Origin of the sequence: Pseudomonas trivialis (genome assembly GCF_036864995.1) — a bacterium.
Classification (GTDB): domain Bacteria; phylum Pseudomonadota; class Gammaproteobacteria; order Pseudomonadales; family Pseudomonadaceae; genus Aquipseudomonas; species Aquipseudomonas trivialis.
Window position 1 is genome coordinate 4,126,622 of record NZ_CP142151.1, and the last position, 16,974, is coordinate 4,143,595.

14 protein-coding genes are annotated in these 16,974 nt (G+C 61.8%); 2 read left to right on the top strand and 12 right to left on the bottom strand.

Features of this window, described 5'->3' with window-relative positions; translation table 11 throughout:
* Positions 1-17 precede the first annotated feature (17 nt).
* The 12 genes from astB to acs all read right to left on the bottom strand — a co-directional run bounded on the left by astB (position 18) and on the right by acs (position 14,486).
* On the bottom strand, positions 18-1,364 hold the full coding sequence (gene astB / locus VRB54_RS18040) for an N-succinylarginine dihydrolase (protein ID WP_338478245.1): 1,347 nt from the start codon (positions 1,362-1,364) through the stop codon (positions 18-20).
* An 84-nt stretch (positions 1,365-1,448) separates the two neighbouring features.
* Positions 1,449-2,918: a succinylglutamate-semialdehyde dehydrogenase gene (gene astD / locus VRB54_RS18045; RefSeq protein ID WP_338481126.1), complete on the bottom strand. Its 1,470-nt coding sequence runs from the start codon at positions 2,916-2,918 to the stop codon at positions 1,449-1,451.
* Positions 2,915-3,940: an arginine N-succinyltransferase gene (gene astA / locus VRB54_RS18050; protein WP_209984012.1), complete on the bottom strand. Its 1,026-nt coding sequence runs from the start codon at positions 3,938-3,940 to the stop codon at positions 2,915-2,917. Before astA ends, astD begins: the two co-directional genes overlap by 4 nt.
* 51 nt (positions 3,941-3,991) lie before the next feature.
* A complete protein-coding gene (aruF, locus tag VRB54_RS18055; RefSeq protein WP_209984015.1) occupies positions 3,992-5,011 on the bottom strand; it encodes an arginine/ornithine succinyltransferase subunit alpha in 1,020 nt (339 codons plus the stop codon).
* A 174-nt stretch (positions 5,012-5,185) separates the two neighbouring features.
* Positions 5,186-6,406, bottom strand: coding sequence for an aspartate aminotransferase family protein (locus tag VRB54_RS18060; RefSeq protein ID WP_338478246.1), 1,221 nt, complete (start codon positions 6,404-6,406; stop codon positions 5,186-5,188).
* 223 nt (positions 6,407-6,629) lie between these two features.
* Entirely contained in the window at positions 6,630-7,610 is a 981-nt protein-coding gene (locus VRB54_RS18065; RefSeq protein ID WP_338478247.1) for a GlxA family transcriptional regulator, read from the bottom strand.
* 209 nt (positions 7,611-7,819) lie between these two features.
* Positions 7,820-8,584 (bottom strand): ABC transporter ATP-binding protein, encoded by a 765-nt coding sequence (locus VRB54_RS18070; RefSeq protein ID WP_231422917.1) that lies wholly within the window; start codon positions 8,582-8,584, stop codon positions 7,820-7,822.
* A gap of 27 nt (positions 8,585-8,611) precedes the next feature.
* Positions 8,612-9,724, bottom strand: a complete 1,113-nt coding sequence (locus VRB54_RS18075; RefSeq protein ID WP_338478248.1) for a succinylglutamate desuccinylase/aspartoacylase family protein — start codon at positions 9,722-9,724, stop codon at positions 8,612-8,614.
* Between the two features lies 1 nt (position 9,725).
* The gene (locus tag VRB54_RS18080) at positions 9,726-10,424 is read right to left on the bottom strand and encodes an ABC transporter permease (RefSeq protein ID WP_338478249.1); all 699 of its coding nucleotides are present in this window, start codon (positions 10,422-10,424) and stop codon (positions 9,726-9,728) included.
* Entirely contained in the window at positions 10,421-11,110 is a 690-nt protein-coding gene (locus tag VRB54_RS18085) for an ABC transporter permease (protein WP_338478250.1), read from the bottom strand. The genes VRB54_RS18080 and VRB54_RS18085 overlap by 4 nt, the downstream gene beginning before the upstream one ends.
* A 92-nt stretch (positions 11,111-11,202) precedes the next feature.
* Entirely contained in the window at positions 11,203-11,988 is a 786-nt protein-coding gene (locus VRB54_RS18090; RefSeq protein WP_003233533.1) for an ABC transporter substrate-binding protein, read from the bottom strand.
* A 542-nt stretch (positions 11,989-12,530) separates the two neighbouring features.
* Positions 12,531-14,486, bottom strand: a complete 1,956-nt coding sequence (gene acs / locus VRB54_RS18095) for an acetate--CoA ligase (protein WP_209984025.1) — start codon at positions 14,484-14,486, stop codon at positions 12,531-12,533.
* 397 nt (positions 14,487-14,883) lie between these two features.
* Here acs and VRB54_RS18100 point away from each other — a divergent pair, with 397 nt between their 5' ends.
* Both VRB54_RS18100 and VRB54_RS18105 read left to right on the top strand, forming a co-directional pair.
* Positions 14,884-15,153, top strand: coding sequence for a DUF2790 domain-containing protein (locus tag VRB54_RS18100; RefSeq protein ID WP_338478251.1), 270 nt, complete (start codon positions 14,884-14,886; stop codon positions 15,151-15,153).
* Positions 15,154-15,718: 565 nt separating this feature from the next.
* A complete protein-coding gene (locus VRB54_RS18105) occupies positions 15,719-16,969 on the top strand; it encodes a ribonucleotide-diphosphate reductase subunit beta (RefSeq protein WP_209984029.1) in 1,251 nt (416 codons plus the stop codon).
* Positions 16,970-16,974 lie beyond the last annotated feature (5 nt).

Below are 16,974 nucleotides of genomic sequence, written 5' to 3' on the forward strand. Positions count from 1 at the left end.
TCAGCCGTGGATGGGTATTAATTGATCTGGAACGGATAAACCGAGCCCAGTTTAAGGATTTGCGTCAGTTCATCCAGTGCCGTCCGGCACTCAATCAGCAATTGCGGGTCAGCCAGGTCGGTTTCGCGCAGGCTGTCGCGGTAGTGCCTGTCGACCCACTGGGTGAGGGTCTCGTACAGCGGCGCGGTCATGATCACGCCCGGGTTCACCGCCGCCAGTTCGGTCTCGTTCAATGCCACGCGCAAGCGCAGGCACGCCGGGCCGCCGCCGTTCTGCATGCTTTGCTTGAGGTCGAACACCTTGACTTCGCGGATCACGCCACCGGAGGTGGTGAGGGTTTGCAGGTAACGCCACACGCGCTCGTTGGCACGGCATTCCTGCGGCACGATCAGCAGCATCGAGCCGTCCGGCCGGGTCAGCAACTGGCTGTTGAAGAGGTAGGAACGCACCGCGTCCTCGACGCTGACCTCGGCGCGCGGCACACACACCGCCTGGAAATGGCCGCCCAGCCTGGCCAGCTTGCCGTGCAGTTCGGCGAGCACCTGCTCGGTATTGAGGAACGCATCCTCGTGATAGAACAGCACCTCGCCATTGCCCACCGCGATCACATCGTTGTGGAACACGCCGGCATCGATCACCGCCGGGTTCTGCTGGGCGTACACCACGCCGTCATCCGCCAGGCCGTGCAGGCGTGCGACGGCCTGGGACGCTTCCAGGGTCTGGCGCGCCGGGTACTTCTGCGGCGCCGGGTAGCGCGGGTCGAAGGCGCTGCGGCCGAACACGAAAAACTCCACACCGGCCTCGCCATAGCTGCGGCAAAAACGCGTGTGGTTGGCCGCGCCTTCGTCGCCGAACTGCGCCACCGCCGGCAAGGCGGCGTGATGGGCGAAGCGCTGCGCGTCGGCGAACATCGCCCCCAGCACGCGGCTGGTGGTGGGGTGTTCGATGCTGCGGTGGTATTTGCAATTGAGGTTGGCGGCGGTGAAGTGCACGCGGCCGTCAATGGTATCGGCGCTCGGGCTGACCGTGGCGGCGTTGGCCACCCACATGCTCGAGGCAGAGCAACTGGCGACCAGCAACGGCATCGCCTGTTTGGCGGCCTGCTCGATGACCTGGGCGTCGCTGCCGCTGAAACCAAGGCTGCGCAAGGCGGCCACATCGGGGCGCTCCTGGGGCGCGAGCACGCCTTGCACAAAGCCCATGTCCATCAGCGCCTTCATTTTCTGCAGGCCCTGCAACGCCGCTTCCCTGGGGTTGGAATGCTGCTGGCTGTTGCTCTGGGACGCGACGTTGCCGAAGGACAAGCCGCCGTAGTTATGGGTCGGCCCCACTAGACCGTCAAAATTGACTTCACAGGATTTCATCGGCGAGGCTCCACGAACATCTGTTTTTATAGGCTTCAAAAGTCTTCAACACACCCCCTCCCACAAGGGCTCACACACACACTTTCAGAGCAGTGTGATGCCCGGGGTCAGTGCCGCTGGCAACGTCAGACTCGGGGTCTCCAGCGACGCCACCGGATACGCGCAATAATCCGCCGCGTAATACGCACTGGCGCGATGATTGCCCGAGGCGCCTACCCCACCGAACGGCGCGGTGCTGGCGGCGCCGGTCAGCTGCTTGTTCCAGTTGACGATGCCCGCCCGGCTTTCCAGCCAGAACTGCTGGTAGCGCGCTTCGGAGTCCGACAGCAAGCCTGCGGCCAGGCCGTATTGAGTGTTGTTGGCCTCGACAATCGCCGCCTCGAAATCGGTGTAGCGAATCACCTGCAGCAGCGGGCCGAACAACTCTTCGTCTTCGCGCGCGCTGACGTGCGTCACGTCGATAATGCCCGGGGTGAGCAGCGCGGCCTGGTCCTGGGGTTGAGTCATCTCCAACAGCGCGACCGCGCCATTGGCCAGCATCAGTTCCTGCGCGTCCATCAACGCCTTGGCCGCCGCGAGGGAAATCACCGAGCCCATGAACGGTGCCGGTTGCTGGTCGAACGCGCCCACTTCGAGGGTCGCGCAAACCGCCACCAGGCGTGCGAGCAGGGCATCGCCCCAGGCGCCTTGCGGCACCAGCAGGCGGCGCGCACAGGTGCAGCGCTGGCCGGCCGAGATGAATGCCGACTGGATAATGGTGTACACCGCTGCGTCCACATCGGCCACTTCATCGACCACCAGCGGGTTATTGCCGCCCATTTCCAGGGCCAGGATTTTGTCCGGGCGCCCGGAGAACTGCTGGTGCAGGTGATTGCCGGTGCGGCTGGAGCCGGTGAAGAACAACCCGTCGATGCCAGGGTTGGCGGCCAGCGCGATGCCGGTCTCGCGTGCGCCCTGCAGCAGGTTCAGCACGCCCGCTGGCAGGCCCGCTTCGATCCAGCATTGCACGGTTAGCTCGGCGACTTTGGGGGTCAGCTCGCTCGGTTTGAACAGCACGGTATTGCCCGCCAGCAACGCCGGCACGATATGCCCGTTGGGCAAGTGGCCCGGAAAGTTGTACGGGCCGAACACCGCCACCACGCCGTGGGGTTTATGACGCAGCACGGCGGTGGCGTCGCCCAGAGGGCCGCTCTTCTCGCCAGTGCGCTCACGGTAGCTTTGCACCGAGATGGCAATCTTGTTGGCCATGCTGGTGACTTCGGTGGCCGACTCCCACAGGGGCTTGCCGGTTTCTTCACCGATGCAGCGGGCGATTTCATCGGCGCGCTTTTTCAGGGTGGCCGCGAAGGCTTCGAGCACGCTGATGCGCTCCTCCAGCGAGCGCCGAGCCCAGGCCGGGAACGCCTGGCGCGCGGCCTGCACGGCGGACTCGACCTGCTCGACAGTGGCGCCGTGGCCGGCCCACAGCACCTGCTGGGTCACCGGATTGCGCGATTCGAACAGCTCACCCTGGCCGGCCAGCCAGCTTCCTGCGATATACAGCGAATTCATTATTTCGACTCCCGGGCAGCAGACAACGGTACGGCGCGCACTTGATCACCCACTACCAGTTGCAGGCGCTTGGCGGTCAGCGGGTCGACTACCAGCGTACCGGCAGCAAGGCGCGCCGGCGCGGCGGTGATGCGGCAGTCTTCGCGCTTGCGGTTATGGATCAGGAACGGCGTGGCGTCGTCCCCCGGCGTGCCGATGGCCAGCACCAGCGCCTGGCTGTCGCGCACCGCACGGATCCTGGCGGTTTCACATTCCACTGCCGGGCCGGCGTCGAAAATATCCACGTAGCCCTGATAACTGAAACCCTCGCTCTTGAGCATGCTCAACGCCGGCTCGGTATCGGGGTGCACCTTGCCGATCACGTTGCGCGCGTCTTCGGAAAGAAAGCAGCTGTACAGCGGAAACTTCGGCATCAGTTCGGCAATGAACGCCTTGTTGCCCACGCCGGTGAGGTAGTCGGCCTGGCTGAATTCCATCTTGAAGAAATGGCGGCCCAGGCTTTCCCAGAACGGCGAGCGTCCGGCGTCGTTGGACACCCCGCGCATCTCGGCGATGATCTTGTTGCCGAACAACTGCGGAAACTCGGCGATAAACAGCATGCGCGCCTTGGCCAGCATGCGGCCGTTGAGGCCGTTGCGGTAATCGGCGTGCAGAAACAGCGAGCACAGCTCGGAATTGCCGGTGAGGTCGTTGGCCAGAAACAGCGTCGGGATCTCACGGTAGATATTCAACTCCTGCGAGGCGCTGACGGTGAGGCCGACACGGAAGTTGTACCAGGGCTCGCGCAGGCCGACGGCACCGGCAATGGCGGAAATGCCCACCACCCGGCCTTCGTCGTTTTCCAGCACGAACAGGTAGTCGGCATCGCCGCGCCCGGCGTCACCGCGAAAGGTCTTTTCGGCCCAGCCTACCCGATGGGTCAAGCGTTCCTCGTTGGCCGGCAAGGTGGTGAGGCCGGTGCCGGTGCTGCGCGCCAGATCAATCAGGGCCGGTAAATCGCTGCTGCGTACGGGACGAACGATCATGCTATCTCCTCGAACGGGCCGCTGTGGTCAGCCACCCGCGAAACTCTCTCTTTAAACCGCGACCAGGCGCACACTCGCGCCTTCGCCCACGCCCAACGCTTCAGCCGCCGCCAGGTCCAGGACTACCGGTTTGCCGGGCGCGTAGTCCAGCTCCAGCATCACCGCGCGGTAATCCTGCAACTGCGCGTTGCTCACCAGGTACTGGCGGCCGGCGCCCTTGACCATCTCACCGATCTTCACCGGCACCACGCGGCTCTGGGCAATCGAGCGAATGCCCGAAACTCGTGCGTGCAGGGTCGGGCCGCCGTCGAAGATGTCGATGTAATGGTCGGTCTCGAAGCCTTCGCGCATGAGGATGTCGAAGGTGATCTGCGCCCGCGGGTGCACCTGGCCCATCGCCTCCTGGGCGGCATCCGGCAGCAGCGGCACGTAGATCGGGTAATGGGGCATCAGTTCGGCGAGAAACGTGCGGCTTTTGAGCCCGCACAGGCGCTCGGCGGCGGCGTAATTGAGGTCGAAGAAGTTGCGGCCAATGGCGTCCCAGAATGGCGAATCACCGTTCTCGTCGCTGTAACCGACGATCTCGGTCACCACCGAGTCGGCAAAGCGCTCGGGGTGGCTGGCGACGAACAGCAGGCGGCCACGGGAGTTGAGTTCCGACCATGGCGAGCCGACCAGCTCAGGCACCACATAGAAACTGGTGAGCAGGCTGTTGCCGGTCAGGTCGTGGCACTGGGAAAGCACGTGGATCTTGTTGTGGATCTTCAGCTCGCGGGAGGCGTGCACGAAGGTTTCATTACGGAAACTGTAGAACGGCTCGGAGTAACCGGCCGAGGCAACGATGGCCGAGCAGCCGGCGAGCTTGCCGGTGGCCGTGTCTTCGAGCACGAAAAAATAGCTTTCTTCGCCGTTGAAACTCACCTCGGCCGCGAATGAGGCTTCGCTGGCGGCGATCTTGTCGCTCAGGCGTTCCACATCGTCAGGCAGGGAAGTGACACCAATCGGGCTGTCCGCAGCCAGACGCTGTACCTCGCCCAGGTCAGCCATTTGCGCGGGGCGCATCACCAGCATGGGGTCACTCCTTAACTCGAAAACTCATGGGGAAAATACCGGGAAGCCCGGGTACAACTCAGATCCAATGTGGGAGGGGGCTTGCTCCCGATAGCGGTGGATCAGTCTCTGATGTATCAACTGACAGACAGCAATCGGGAGCAAGCCCCCTCCCACATTTGGTCCGTGTAGCTGTCAGGCCTGGGTCAGCGTTTTTACCGCACGCTCAAAACGATCCAGGCCTTCGTTGATGTCTGCCTCTTCCACCACCAGACTCGGCGCAAAACGCACCACGTCCGGGCCGGCTTGCAGGACCATCAGGTTTTCTTTCTCGGCCGCGTTGAACACATCCTTGGCCCTGCCCTTGAACGCATCGCTGAGCACGCAACCGATCAACAGGCCCAGGCCGCGCACCTCGCTGAAAATGCCGTATTGCGTGCCGATCTGCTGCAGGCGCGCCTTGAACTGCTCGTGCTTGGCGTTCACGCCCGCCAACACGTGCGGGGTGTTGATCACATCGATCACTGCTTCGGCCACCGCGCACGCCAGCGGGTTGCCGCCGTAGGTGGTGCCGTGGGTGCCGACCACCAGGTGCTTGGCCAGCGCTTCGGTGGTGAGCATCGCCGCAATCGGGAAACCGCCGCCCAGGCTCTTTGCGCTGGTGAGGATGTCCGGCGTCACGCCGTAGTGCTGGTAGGCGAACAGGTGGCCGCTGCGGCCCATGCCGGTCTGCACTTCGTCGAACACCAGCAGCGCGTCGTTGGCATCGCACAGTTCGCGCGCGCCTTGCAGGTAAGCCAGCTCGGCCGGCAGTACGCCGCCCTCGCCCTGGATCGGTTCGAGCACCACCGCGCAGGTCTTGTCCGACACGGCGGCCTTCAGCGCGGCCAGGTCGTTATAAGGAACGTGGGTGATGCCGGTAATTTTAGGCCCGAAGCCATCGGAGTACTTGGACTGGCCGCCAACGTTAACGGTGAACAGGGTCCGGCCGTGGAAGCTGTTGAGCGCGGCGATGATCTCGTACTTCTCAGTGCCGAATCGGTCGAACGCCACGCGACGGGCCAGCTTGAACGCGGCCTCGTTGGCTTCGGCGCCGGAGTTGCAGAAGAACACGCGCTCGGCAAAGGTGGCGTCGATCAGCTTGTGCGCCAGGCGCAGGGCCGGCTCGTTGGTGAACACGTTGGACACATGCCACAGCGTGTTGGCCTGCTCAGTCAGCGCGCCGACCAGCGCCGGGTGCGCGTGGCCGAGCACGTTGACCGCGATGCCGCCGGCAAAGTCGATCAGCTCGCGACCGGCCTGGTCCCACACGCGCGAACCTTGACCGCGCACCGGGATGAAGGCGGCGGGTGCGTAATTGGGCACCATTACCTGGTCGAAATCGGCGCGTTGCACCGGGGCTTGCTCAACGGACATCGGAGTCTCCTGAAGAGGAACGCCCGCCTGAAACTGGCGGACGATGCAGGGATTGTAAGGACAGTTTTCCGGGCGGCCTTGCCGCCAAGCGACAACTTCTTATAGCGCAAACCCCGGTTTTACGCGGGTTTACGCCAATGCGACATATAGCATCGCAATGGCGCAGTTTAAACGGGTGAGACGGTTTTTGCGGCAGTGGCGCAGGAATTTCGCGCCTCACACCTCAACCGCGCTCGGACGGCACCGACGACAACTCGAACGGGCTGCTGCTGCGGCGCTGGTTGCGGTCTTCACGGGGGGTGGCGCCGAAGAAGTTGCGGTAGGCGCTGGAGAAGTGCGGCCCGGAGGAAAAGCCGCACGACAGGCCGATCTGGATGATCGACTTGCTGGTCTGCATGAGCATCTGGCGCGCCTTGTTCAGGCGCAATTCCAGGTAATACTGGCTGGGAACACGGTTGAGGTACTGCTTGAAGATCCGTTCCAGTTGTCGTCGCGACACGCACACGTGCTGGGCGATTTCATCGGTGGTCAGCGGTTCTTCGATATTGGCTTCCATCAGCAAGACGGCCTGGGTCAGCTTCGGATGGCTGGAACCCAGGCGGTTTTGCAGCGGAATACGCTGGCGCTCGCCACCTTCGCGGATGCGCTCCACCACCAGTTCTTCGGAGACGGCACCGGCCAGCTCGGCGCCGTGGTCGCGGGCCAGCACCGCCAGCAGCAGGTCGAGCACCGACATGCCACCGCAGGCCGTCAGGCGGTCGCGGTCCCAGTCGAACAGGTGGCTGGTGGCAATGACCTTGGGGAAGCGCTCGGCAAAGTCGTCCTGCCAGCGCCAGTGCACGGCGGCGCGGTAGCCGTCGAGCAGGTCGAGCTGGGCCAGCGGGTACACACCGGCCGACAGGCCACCGATCACGCAGCCGGCGCGCACCAGTTGCTTGAGCGCGCTGCTGAGCTGGGACGCGATGACGGTGGGCGGCTCGTCCGCCAGCAGAAACAATTTCTGAAAGCCTTCGAGCTTGCCCGCCCACGGCTCGCCCGGCAGTTGCCAGGCGCCATGGATCGGCGGCTCGGCGTGCAGAAACGACAGTTCGTAGATCACCTCCGGATGCACCCGCTGAGCAACGCGCAAAGCCTCCTCAGCCAGCGCAAGCGTCAGTGCCTTGGTGCTGGGCCAGATGAGAAAACCAATTTTGTGGGCGGTCATTGAGGCTATCCGAAACGAAGAACGGTAATGAAGACAAGGGCCAATGCTAGCCCGTAAACCAACACAAATCTCAAAAACTGATGAAGATCAATGTGGGAAGGGGCTTGCTCCCGATGGCGGTATGGCAGATACACACGTGTTGACTGACACACTGCTATCGGGAGCAAGCCCCTCCCACATAAAGCAAAAGCAATTCCAGGCAGTAAGGACTATTTCAGGCTGCCGGACAGGAACTGCTGCAAACGCTCGGACTGCGGGTTCACCAGCACTTCGCGCGGGTTGCCGCGCTCCTCGACGATGCCTTTGTGCAGGAACACCAGTTGGTTCGACACTTCACGGGCAAAGCCCATTTCATGGGTCACCACCACCATGGTGCGGCCTTCCTGGGCCAGGTCCTGCATCACCTTGAGCACATCGCCCACCAGCTCCGGGTCGAGCGCCGAGGTGGGTTCGTCGAACAGCATCACCTCCGGTTCCATCGCCAGGGCGCGGGCAATCGCCACGCGCTGCTGCTCGCCACCGGACATGTGGCCGGGGAAGGCATCCTTGCGATGGCCTACGCCGACCTTGGCCAGGTAGTGCTCGGCCTTTTCGCGGGCGTCTTTTTTCGACACGCCGAGCACATGCACCGGGGCTTCCATCACGTTTTCCAGCGCGGTCATGTGCGACCACAGGTTGAAATGCTGGAACACCATGGACAGGCGCGAACGCATGCGCTGCAACTGTTTGGGGTCGGCGGCGCGCAGGGCGCCGTCCTTGGTGGCCACCAGATTCAGCTCTTCGTTGTTGAGCAGAATCTTGCCGGCGTGGGGCTGCTCCAGCAGGTTGATGCAGCGCAAAAAGGTGCTTTTGCCTGAACCGCTGGAGCCGATGATGCTGATCACATCACCGGCCGCGGCGGCCAGGGACACGCCCTTGAGCACTTCATGACTGCCATAGCGTTTATGCAGGTCTTGGACTTCAAGCTTGTACATGCGGTCGGTTCTCACAAAAACAGGTGGTCAGTCGTTGAGCAAGCGCCCGTGACGCAGCGCTTCGCGCCCCGCCACCTTGGCCAGCCAGAAACCCGCTTGGGCATAACGCAGCCGTTCAACGGCGAACAACACCCCCGAGGTGCCCGCACAAATGGTGCTGACGCGGTCGTTGACGGGGTCGATCACTTCAAAAATTTCATCGCCGACGTCTACCCGCTCACCGGCTTTACGCAGGTAACTGATCACCCCGGCGTGGGGCGCGAACAGCAACTCGGTGCCTTCGAAAGGCACGCCCTCGCAGGCCTCGTACTGGGGCGCGGGCCATTCGCCCTTGATCAGCCCCTGCTCGGCGAGAAACGCGAGAATGCCTTCGGCGTGGAAGATGGCTTCGTCACGCCCGGTATCGGCCTGGCCGCCCAGCTCCAGGGTGGTCGCCAGGCACGCCAGCGGGATCTGCGCTTCGGGGAACGCTCGCGACAAACGCAGCCACGGCAACGAACAGGCCTCGTCGAACGAGCTGCCGCCGGAATCTTCCGCCAGCAGGCCGACCTTCACATTCAAATGCGCCGCCAGCGAACGCCACTGCGGCCAGTGCTGGGGCAATGCGTACATGTGCAGCGCGGCTTCGGCGTCGCAATGCAGGTCGAGGACGATGTCGGCAGTGCAGGCATGGCTCAACAGTACGCGCTGCATGCCCTGCAACTGGCTGCCGGGTTCGGGCAAGGCGTTAAGCGCGTCGCTCATGGCCTGGCGAATCAGACGCACATTGGCATGGGGATCATCGCCAAGCCTGCCGTGCAGCAGTTGCGTCACCGGCTCGCTGAGTTCGACGAAATCACGGTTGAAATTCTTGCCGCTGCCCACTTCGAAACGGCCCTGGTGGCTGCCTTGCAACAGCTGGCCCAGGCCCATCGGGTTGGCCACCGGCACCAGCTCGATCACCCCGTTAAGGGCGCCTTGCTGTTCCAGTTCGGTGAGGCGTTTTTTCAGCTCCCAGGCGGCGCGCATGCCGGGCAGTTCATCGGCGTGCAGGCTGGCCTGGATATAGGCCTTGCGCTCGCCGCTGCCAAAGCGAAACACGCTCAGTTGGCGCTCGCAGCCCAGGTGGCCCCAGGGCAACAGGTGATCGATACGTTCCATATCAGTGCTTCCGTGGAGCCAGGTAGCTCAGCCAGCGGCGCTCGGCCAACTTGAACAGGCGCACCAGGATGAAGGTCAGGCACAGGTAGAACACGCCGGCGGTGATGTAGGCTTCGAACGGCAGGTAATACTGCGCGTTCACCGTGCGCGCGGCACCGGTGATGTCGATCAGCGTGACGATGGACGCCAGGCTCGTGGTCTGCAGCATCATGATCACTTCATTGCTGTATTGCGGCAGCGCACGGCGCAGGGCCGACGGCAACAGGATGCGGCGGTACAGCTTATAGCGCGACATGCCCATGGCCTTGGCCGCTTCGATCTCGCCATTGGGCGTGGCCTTGAGGCTGCCGGCGATGATCTCGGCGGTGTAGGCGCTGGTGTTGATCGCAAAGGCCAGGCACGCGCAGAACGTGGCGCTCGACAGCCACGGCCAGAGGAAGCTTTCGCGTACAGCTTCGAACTGGGCCAGGCCGTAGTAGATCAAAAACAGCTGCACCAGCATCGGCGTGCCGCGAATCACGTAGGTATAGAGCCAGGCGATGCCGTTGACGACCGGCTGTTTGGACACGCGCATCAGGCCCAGGGGCAAGGCGGCGAGCAGGCCGAAGAACAACGAAATGGCGAGCAGTTTGAGGGTGGTCAGCAGGCCGCCGAGGTACAGCGGCATGGCCTCCCAGATGACGTTGTAGTCGAAGATCATAGATCGGCCGCCCTTACGCCTACCGAGTAGCGCTTCTCGAGGTAACGCAAGGTCAGCAACGACACGCTGGTGATCACCAGGTACATCGCCGCCACCGCGAGGAAGAAGGTAAAAGGCTCACGGGTGGCGTCGGCCGCCTGTTTGGCCTTGAACATCATGTCTTGCAGGCCCACCACTGAAATCAGCGCGGTGGCCTTGGTGAGCACCAGCCAGTTGTTGGTAAACCCGGGGATTGCCAGCCGAATCATCTGCGGCACCATCACCCGGAAAAACACCTGGAAAGCGCTCATGCCATACGCAAGGCCGGCCTCGGCCTGACCCTTGGGAATGGCCATGAAGGCGCCGCGGAAAGTTTCCGACAGGTAGGCGCCAAAGATGAAACCCAGGGTGCCAATGCCGGCGGCCATGGGGTTCAAGTCGATATAGTCGTCAAAGCCGAGCATCGGCGCGACGCGGTTGAGCAGGTCCTGACCGCCGTAGAAAATCAGCAGGATCAGCACCAGGTCGGGGATCCCGCGGATCACCGTGGAGTACAAGTCACCCAGCCAGGCCAGCCAGCGCACCGGCGACAGGCGCAGCGCGACCCCGATCAGACCCAGAACAATGGCCAAGGCCATCGACGACAAGGCGAGCTGAAGCGTCAACCATGCGCCATCGAGGATAACGGCCCCGTAGCCTTTCAACATGATTCAGGTCCTCGAAAAGGGGGATGAAAAAATGGCGCAAACTTCAGAATGCTCTGTTGCTTGCGCCATTGGGGACGGACAGCTACGACGGTTTACTTGGTTTCAGGACCGTAAATGTCGAAGTTGAAGTACTTTTTCTCGATGGCCTGGTACTTGCCGTTGGCACGGATCGCGGCAATGGCTGCGTTGATGCGGTCGAGGTTTTCCTTGTCGCCTTTACGTACCGCGATGCCTACGCCGTCGCCGAAGTATTTGACGTCGGTAAAGGCCGGGCCCACGAACGCGTAGCCTTTGCCGGCGTCGGTCTTGAGGAAACCGTCTTCGAGCAGGGTGGCATCGGCCACGGTGCCGTCGAGGCGACCGGCCGCCACGTCCAGGTAGATTTCGTTCTGGGTGCTGTAACCCTTGATGTCGGCACCTTTTGGCGCCAGTACTTCACGGGCGAAACGGTCGTGGATCGAGCCACGCTGTACGCCGATCTTCTTGCCCTTGAGTTCGTCCAGGCTGTCGCTGACGGTGGTGCCTTCCTTCAATACCAGGCGCGCCGGGGTCAGGTAGTAGCGGTTGGTGAAGTCCACGGACTTCTTGCGGTCGTCAGTGATGGACATGGACGACAGGATCGCGTCGATCTTGCGCACTTTCAGCGCAGGGATCAGGCCGTCGAATTCCTGCTCGACCCAGGTGCACTTGACCTGCATCTCTTCGCACAGGGCGTTGCCGATGTCGTAGTCAAAGCCGACGATGCTGCCATCCGGCGCCTTGGAGGCAAACGGAGGGTAAGCCGCTTCGATACCAATTTTCAGAGGCTTGCCTTCAGCGAAAGCCTGCATCGACAACACGGACAGCGCCAGGGCGCCCAACAGCACGAGTTTCTTCATCATGGGACTCCATCGGTATAGGGCAAAACAGCAGTATGAGCCATGGCCCACGATGCGGCGAATAGCGGCGCTGCGTCCATGCTCAGGCACAGCCTGCGACGACGAGCGAGTGATCGGCATTCTAACGACAGGCCGGAAGCCGATATTTCTTCAATGCGACAACAATTTACAGAAGCACTGAGAAAGCGGTTCCAGCACATTGACAGCCTCTGACTTTTATGCAGAGACAAAAGACATTAAACCTGTTGATGCTGCAAATTGCGGGCCTATTATTCGCAAACCCTTCTGGCACGGCAAGTGCGGTGTTAAATCTTATTTCAGAGGGGGGATGGGGTGCGGTTTTTTGGAGCGAGGGTGTAGGGGGATGCCTCAGGTTTGGGCGGCGGGTTACACATTTGCGCTGGGCGGTAACGCCTGGACGTCGGCCACTGCAGAAGTGGATATTTATTGGTAATAGAGAGATCGGCCCTGGAAATGTGATTCAAAAAATGTGGGAGGGAGCAAGCCCCCTCCCACATTGGAGTTTCTGTGTTGGCCGAGCCTTAGGCGGCGTTCATGGTCTTGTGGGTCTCGATCAATTGCGCCACCACACCCGGATCAGCCAGGGTGGAGATGTCCCCCAACCCGTCGTACTCAGCCGTGGCAATCTTGCGCAGGATGCGCCGCATGATTTTCCCCGAACGCGTCTTCGGCAAGCCCGGCGCCCACTGGATCACGTCCGGCGAGGCAATCGGGCCGATCTCCTTGCGCACCCAGTTCTTCAGCTCCAGGCGCAGCGCTTCGTTCGGTTCTTCGCCATTTTTAAGGGTGACGTACACATAGATGCCCTGCCCCTTGATGTCGTGCGGCACGCCCACCACCGCCGCTTCCGCGACTTTCGGGTGCGCCACCATGGCACTTTCAATCTCCGCCGTGCCCATGCGGTGGCCGGACACGTTCAGCACGTCGTCCACCCGCCCAGTGATCCAGTAGTAGCCGTCCTCGTCACGCCGCGCACCGTCGCCGGTAAAGTACATGCCACGGAAGGTCTTGAAGTAGGTGTCCACAAACCGGTCATGGTCGCCAAACAGCGTACGCGCCTGGCCCGGCCAGGAATCGAGAATCACCAGGTTGCCTTCGGCGGCGCCTTCGATCAGGTTGCCCAGGTTATCCACCAACGCTGGCACCACGCCAAAGAAGGGCCGCGCCGCCGAACCCGGCTTGAGCGCATGGGCGCCCGGCAGCGGGCTCATCATGTTGCCGCCGGTTTCGGTCTGCCACCAGGTGTCGACAATCGGGCAACGGGATTGGCCGACGTTCTTGTAGTACCAGTCCCACGCTTCGGGGTTGATCGGCTCACCCACCGAACCGAGCAGACGCAGGCTGCTGCCGTCGGCGCCTTCGCAGGCAGCGGTGCCCGAGGCCATCATTGCGCGGATCGCGGTGGGTGCGGTGTAGAGGATATTGACCTTGTGCTTGTCGACGATCTTCGCCACCCGGGTGATGTCCGGGTAATTCGGCACGCCCTCGAACAACAAGGTGGTCGCGCCATTGGCCAGCGGGCCGTAGACAATGTAGGTGTGGCCGGTGACCCAGCCGACGTCGGCGGTGCACCAGTAGATTTCGCCCGGACGGTAGTCGAACACGCGCTCATGGGTGAGCGCCGCGTACAACAGGTAGCCGCCGGTGGTGTGCTGCACGCCCTTAGGCTTGCCAGTGGAGCCGGAGGTATAAAGGATGAACAGCGCTTCTTCAGCGCCCATCTCTTTGGGCGCACACACGGTGCCGGCCACTTTCATCAGGTCTTCGTACCAGATGTCGCGATGCTGGTTCCACTTGATCGCGCCATTGGTGCGCTTGCACACGATGACCTTCTGGATGCTGCTGGTTTCCGGGTTGGTCAGCGCGTCGTCGACGTTGGCCTTGAGCGGAATCTTCTTGCCGGCACGGATGCCTTCGTCGGCGGTGATCACCACCTTCGACTTACAGTCGATGATGCGACCGGCCAGGGCTTCCGGGGAAAAACCACCGAACACCACCGAGTGGATCGCGCCGATGCGGGTACAGGCCAGCATGGCGACCACGGCTTCGGGGATCATCGGCATGTAGATGGTCACCACGTCGCCACGGTGCACGTCCTGGCCACGCAGGGCGTTGGCGAACTTGCAGACCTGCTCATGCAGCTCGCGGTAAGTGATGTTGCGGCTCTCGGCAGGGTCATCGCCCTCCCAGATGATCGCGATCTGGTCGCCACGCTCGGCGAGGTGACGGTCCAGGCAATTGTAGGAAACGTTCAAGGTGCCATCGGCGAACCACTTGATGTCGACATGGTGATCGTCGAACGAAGTCTGCTTCACCGTGGTGAAAGGCTTGATCCAGTCCAGACGCTGGGCTTGCTCGCGCCAGAAGCCATCGGGATTGACCACCGACTGCTGGTACATCGCCTTGTAGGTCGCCTCGTCGGTCAGCGTGTTGGCTGCTACTTCGGGACGAACGGGGTACAGGGAAGCCGCACTCATCTTTCTTACCTCGGTGACATAGTTGTTGTTGTATGGCCCCGTTGTAGCCGGGCCAGACCTATAGAACCATTCGACGATGGTAGTAACAAGACCCTACAAATTGCCCCGCCATAGCCCTTGCTGCTCTGGCCCGTGCCCCGTGGCGCTTTGCGACGTACTGAAAAAACCTTGATCGGCCGATTGTTACAAAAACCACCAAAAGTGTTTATCAAAAGCACGGGTATATGAACAACGCCCGCACGCCTAAAATCAACTCCGCCAACAAGGCACCGCGATTAACAACGCAACAGCCCCCACCAAGGCCACGTTAATCCGAACTTCCCAACTCTCAAGTGACACGCGTGGCCTCACAAGGGCCTCGTGACCCCTCTCGCCCTGAAAAAGGTAGACAGACCCGATGAAAGTTTTATTGATCATGACCCTCAGCAGCCTGTGCGCCACCGCCGCCCTGGCCGACGAGGCCCCCACCGAACTGGCCGGCCGCGACGCGCCGATTGTTGAAGATTACAGCTACAGCACCCACCTCGATGTCGCCAAGGTGGTGCACATGAGCAACGTTCCCGACGTATGTCGCGTGGTACCGGTGCAAATGGAATATGACGATTCCCAGGGTCAGCGGCATATTCTCAAGTACCACGTGATGGGCGGCGGTTGCTCCAACGGATAAGCGGATTCTTGCTCGCCGCAGGACAGCGCTCTTGCGGCCAAGAGCCTCTTCTGACTTGGAACACGATTCAGGAGCTGCCACCAATCCCATTGTGGGAGCGGGCTTGCTCGCGAAGGCGATAGTCGACACACCACCACAATCTTCGCCAAATGCCCTACCCCCGGCATCAACAAACACCCCCACCACCCCTCAAAAATTTCCAGCCTCGCTAACCCCCTGTAAATCCTCGCCTTAGCCCAAATACCCGCCTGCCTGCGCCCCCACCGTGACCATCCGCCACAACACAAAGCCGAATTTTTCCCTATAATGCGCGGGTAAATCGGGCCTGCAATATCCCTTTACACAGGGACGAAGAGCCAGACCTGAGGCATCGCCAGGGCAAGCACCTGCACCTGCGCCCCTCAAGCCTCACGCAGCACCCGTTAGCCCATTCCGTTTTTTGCCTGCGCGAGCTGTTGCAACAAACGATTCCTTAAGATCCACCGCGGCCCGAGGGCCGTGTGAACACCCAACCATCCGGTTTCACACGGGCACCTTTGCGCCCTCACGCAGGAGACGACACGTCATGCTGAGCTGGGACGAATTCGACAAAGAAGAAGACGGCGAAGTCGCCACCAAAGGCGCCAATGCCGGCCACGCCACCGAAGCCAACATGGACCGCCTCGACGGTGCCGGCGCCGCAGCCGCCATCGAAGCCCGCGCCGTCACCGCCAGTGACTCCGCCGCCATCGTGCGCGCCAAGGCAGCGCTGGACAAACTAGACGTCGCCGAAGGCCTCGCCGAACTCGAAGGCTCCGCCGCCCGCGTCGCTGTCGACGAAAAGCGCATGATCAACTGCCGCGCCGACCTCAACCAGCTCGTGCCTTTCAAATACGACTGGGCCTGGCAAAAGTACCTCGACGGCTGCGCCAACCACTGGATGCCGCAAGAGGTCAACATGACCGCCGACATCGCCCTGTGGAAAACACCCGAAGGTCTCACCGACGACGAACGCCGCATCGTCATGCGCAACCTCGGCTTCTTCTCCACCGCCGATTCGCTGGTCGCCAACAACCTGGTGCTGGCCGTGTACCGCCTGATCACCAACCCGGAATGCCGCCAGTACATCCTGCGCCAGGCCTTTGAAGAAGCGATCCACACCCACGCGTATCAGTACTGCATTGAATCGTTGGCCATGGATGAAGGTGAAATCTTCAACATGTACCACGAGATTCCATCGGTCGCCAAAAAGGCCGCCTGGGGTTTGAAGTACACCCGTTCGATCTCCGATCCGAAGTTCGAAACCGGCACCGTCGACACCGACAAAGAGCTGCTGCGCAACCTGGTTGCCTACTACTGCGTATTGGAAGGCATCTTCTTCTACTGCGGCTTCACCCAGATCCTCTCCATGGGCCGCCGCAACAAAATGACCGGCGTGGCGGAACAGTTCCAGTACATCCTGCGTGACGAGTCGATGCACCTGAACTTCGGTATCGACGTGATCAACCAGATCAAAATCGAAAACCCGCACCTGTGGGATGCCGAGATGAAGGAAGAAGCGACCCAGATGATTCTGCAGGGGACGCAACTGGAGATTGAATATGCTCGCGACACCATGCCGCGCGGTGTACTCGGCATGAATGCGGCAATGATGGAGGACTACCTCAAGTTCATTGCAAACCGTCGTCTGTCGCAGATTGGGCTTAAAGAAGAGTATCCAGGCACCACCAACCCGTTCCCGTGGATGAGCGAAATCATGGATTTGAAGAAAGAGAAAAACTTCTTCGAAACCCGCGTGATCGAGTACCAGACCGGCGGCGCGCTGAGCTGGGATTGAAGTTA

Bases quoted from the DNA above. Each gene is read 5' to 3' on its own strand.
- astB (WP_338478245.1), bottom strand. From the start codon at position 1,364: ATGAAATCCTGTGAAGTCAATTTTGACGGTCTAGTGGGGCCGACCCAT.
- astA (WP_209984012.1), bottom strand. From the start codon at position 3,940: ATGATCGTTCGTCCCGTACGCAGCAGCGATTTACCGGCCCTGATTGAT.
- aruF (WP_209984015.1), bottom strand. From the start codon at position 5,011: ATGCTGGTGATGCGCCCCGCGCAAATGGCTGACCTGGGCGAGGTACAG.
- VRB54_RS18060 (WP_338478246.1), bottom strand. From the start codon at position 6,406: ATGTCCGTTGAGCAAGCCCCGGTGCAACGCGCCGATTTCGACCAGGTA.
- VRB54_RS18065 (WP_338478247.1), bottom strand. From the start codon at position 7,610: ATGACCGCCCACAAAATTGGTTTTCTCATCTGGCCCAGCACCAAGGCA.
- VRB54_RS18070 (WP_231422917.1), bottom strand. From the start codon at position 8,584: ATGTACAAGCTTGAAGTCCAAGACCTGCATAAACGCTATGGCAGTCAT.
- VRB54_RS18075 (WP_338478248.1), bottom strand. From the start codon at position 9,724: ATGGAACGTATCGATCACCTGTTGCCCTGGGGCCACCTGGGCTGCGAG.
- VRB54_RS18080 (WP_338478249.1), bottom strand. From the start codon at position 10,424: ATGATCTTCGACTACAACGTCATCTGGGAGGCCATGCCGCTGTACCTC.
- VRB54_RS18085 (WP_338478250.1), bottom strand. From the start codon at position 11,110: ATGTTGAAAGGCTACGGGGCCGTTATCCTCGATGGCGCATGGTTGACG.
- VRB54_RS18090 (WP_003233533.1), bottom strand. From the start codon at position 11,988: ATGAAGAAACTCGTGCTGTTGGGCGCCCTGGCGCTGTCCGTGTTGTCG.
- acs (WP_209984025.1), bottom strand. From the start codon at position 14,486: ATGAGTGCGGCTTCCCTGTACCCCGTTCGTCCCGAAGTAGCAGCCAAC.
- VRB54_RS18100 (WP_338478251.1), top strand. From the start codon at position 14,884: ATGAAAGTTTTATTGATCATGACCCTCAGCAGCCTGTGCGCCACCGCC.
- VRB54_RS18105 (WP_209984029.1), top strand. From the start codon at position 15,719: ATGCTGAGCTGGGACGAATTCGACAAAGAAGAAGACGGCGAAGTCGCC.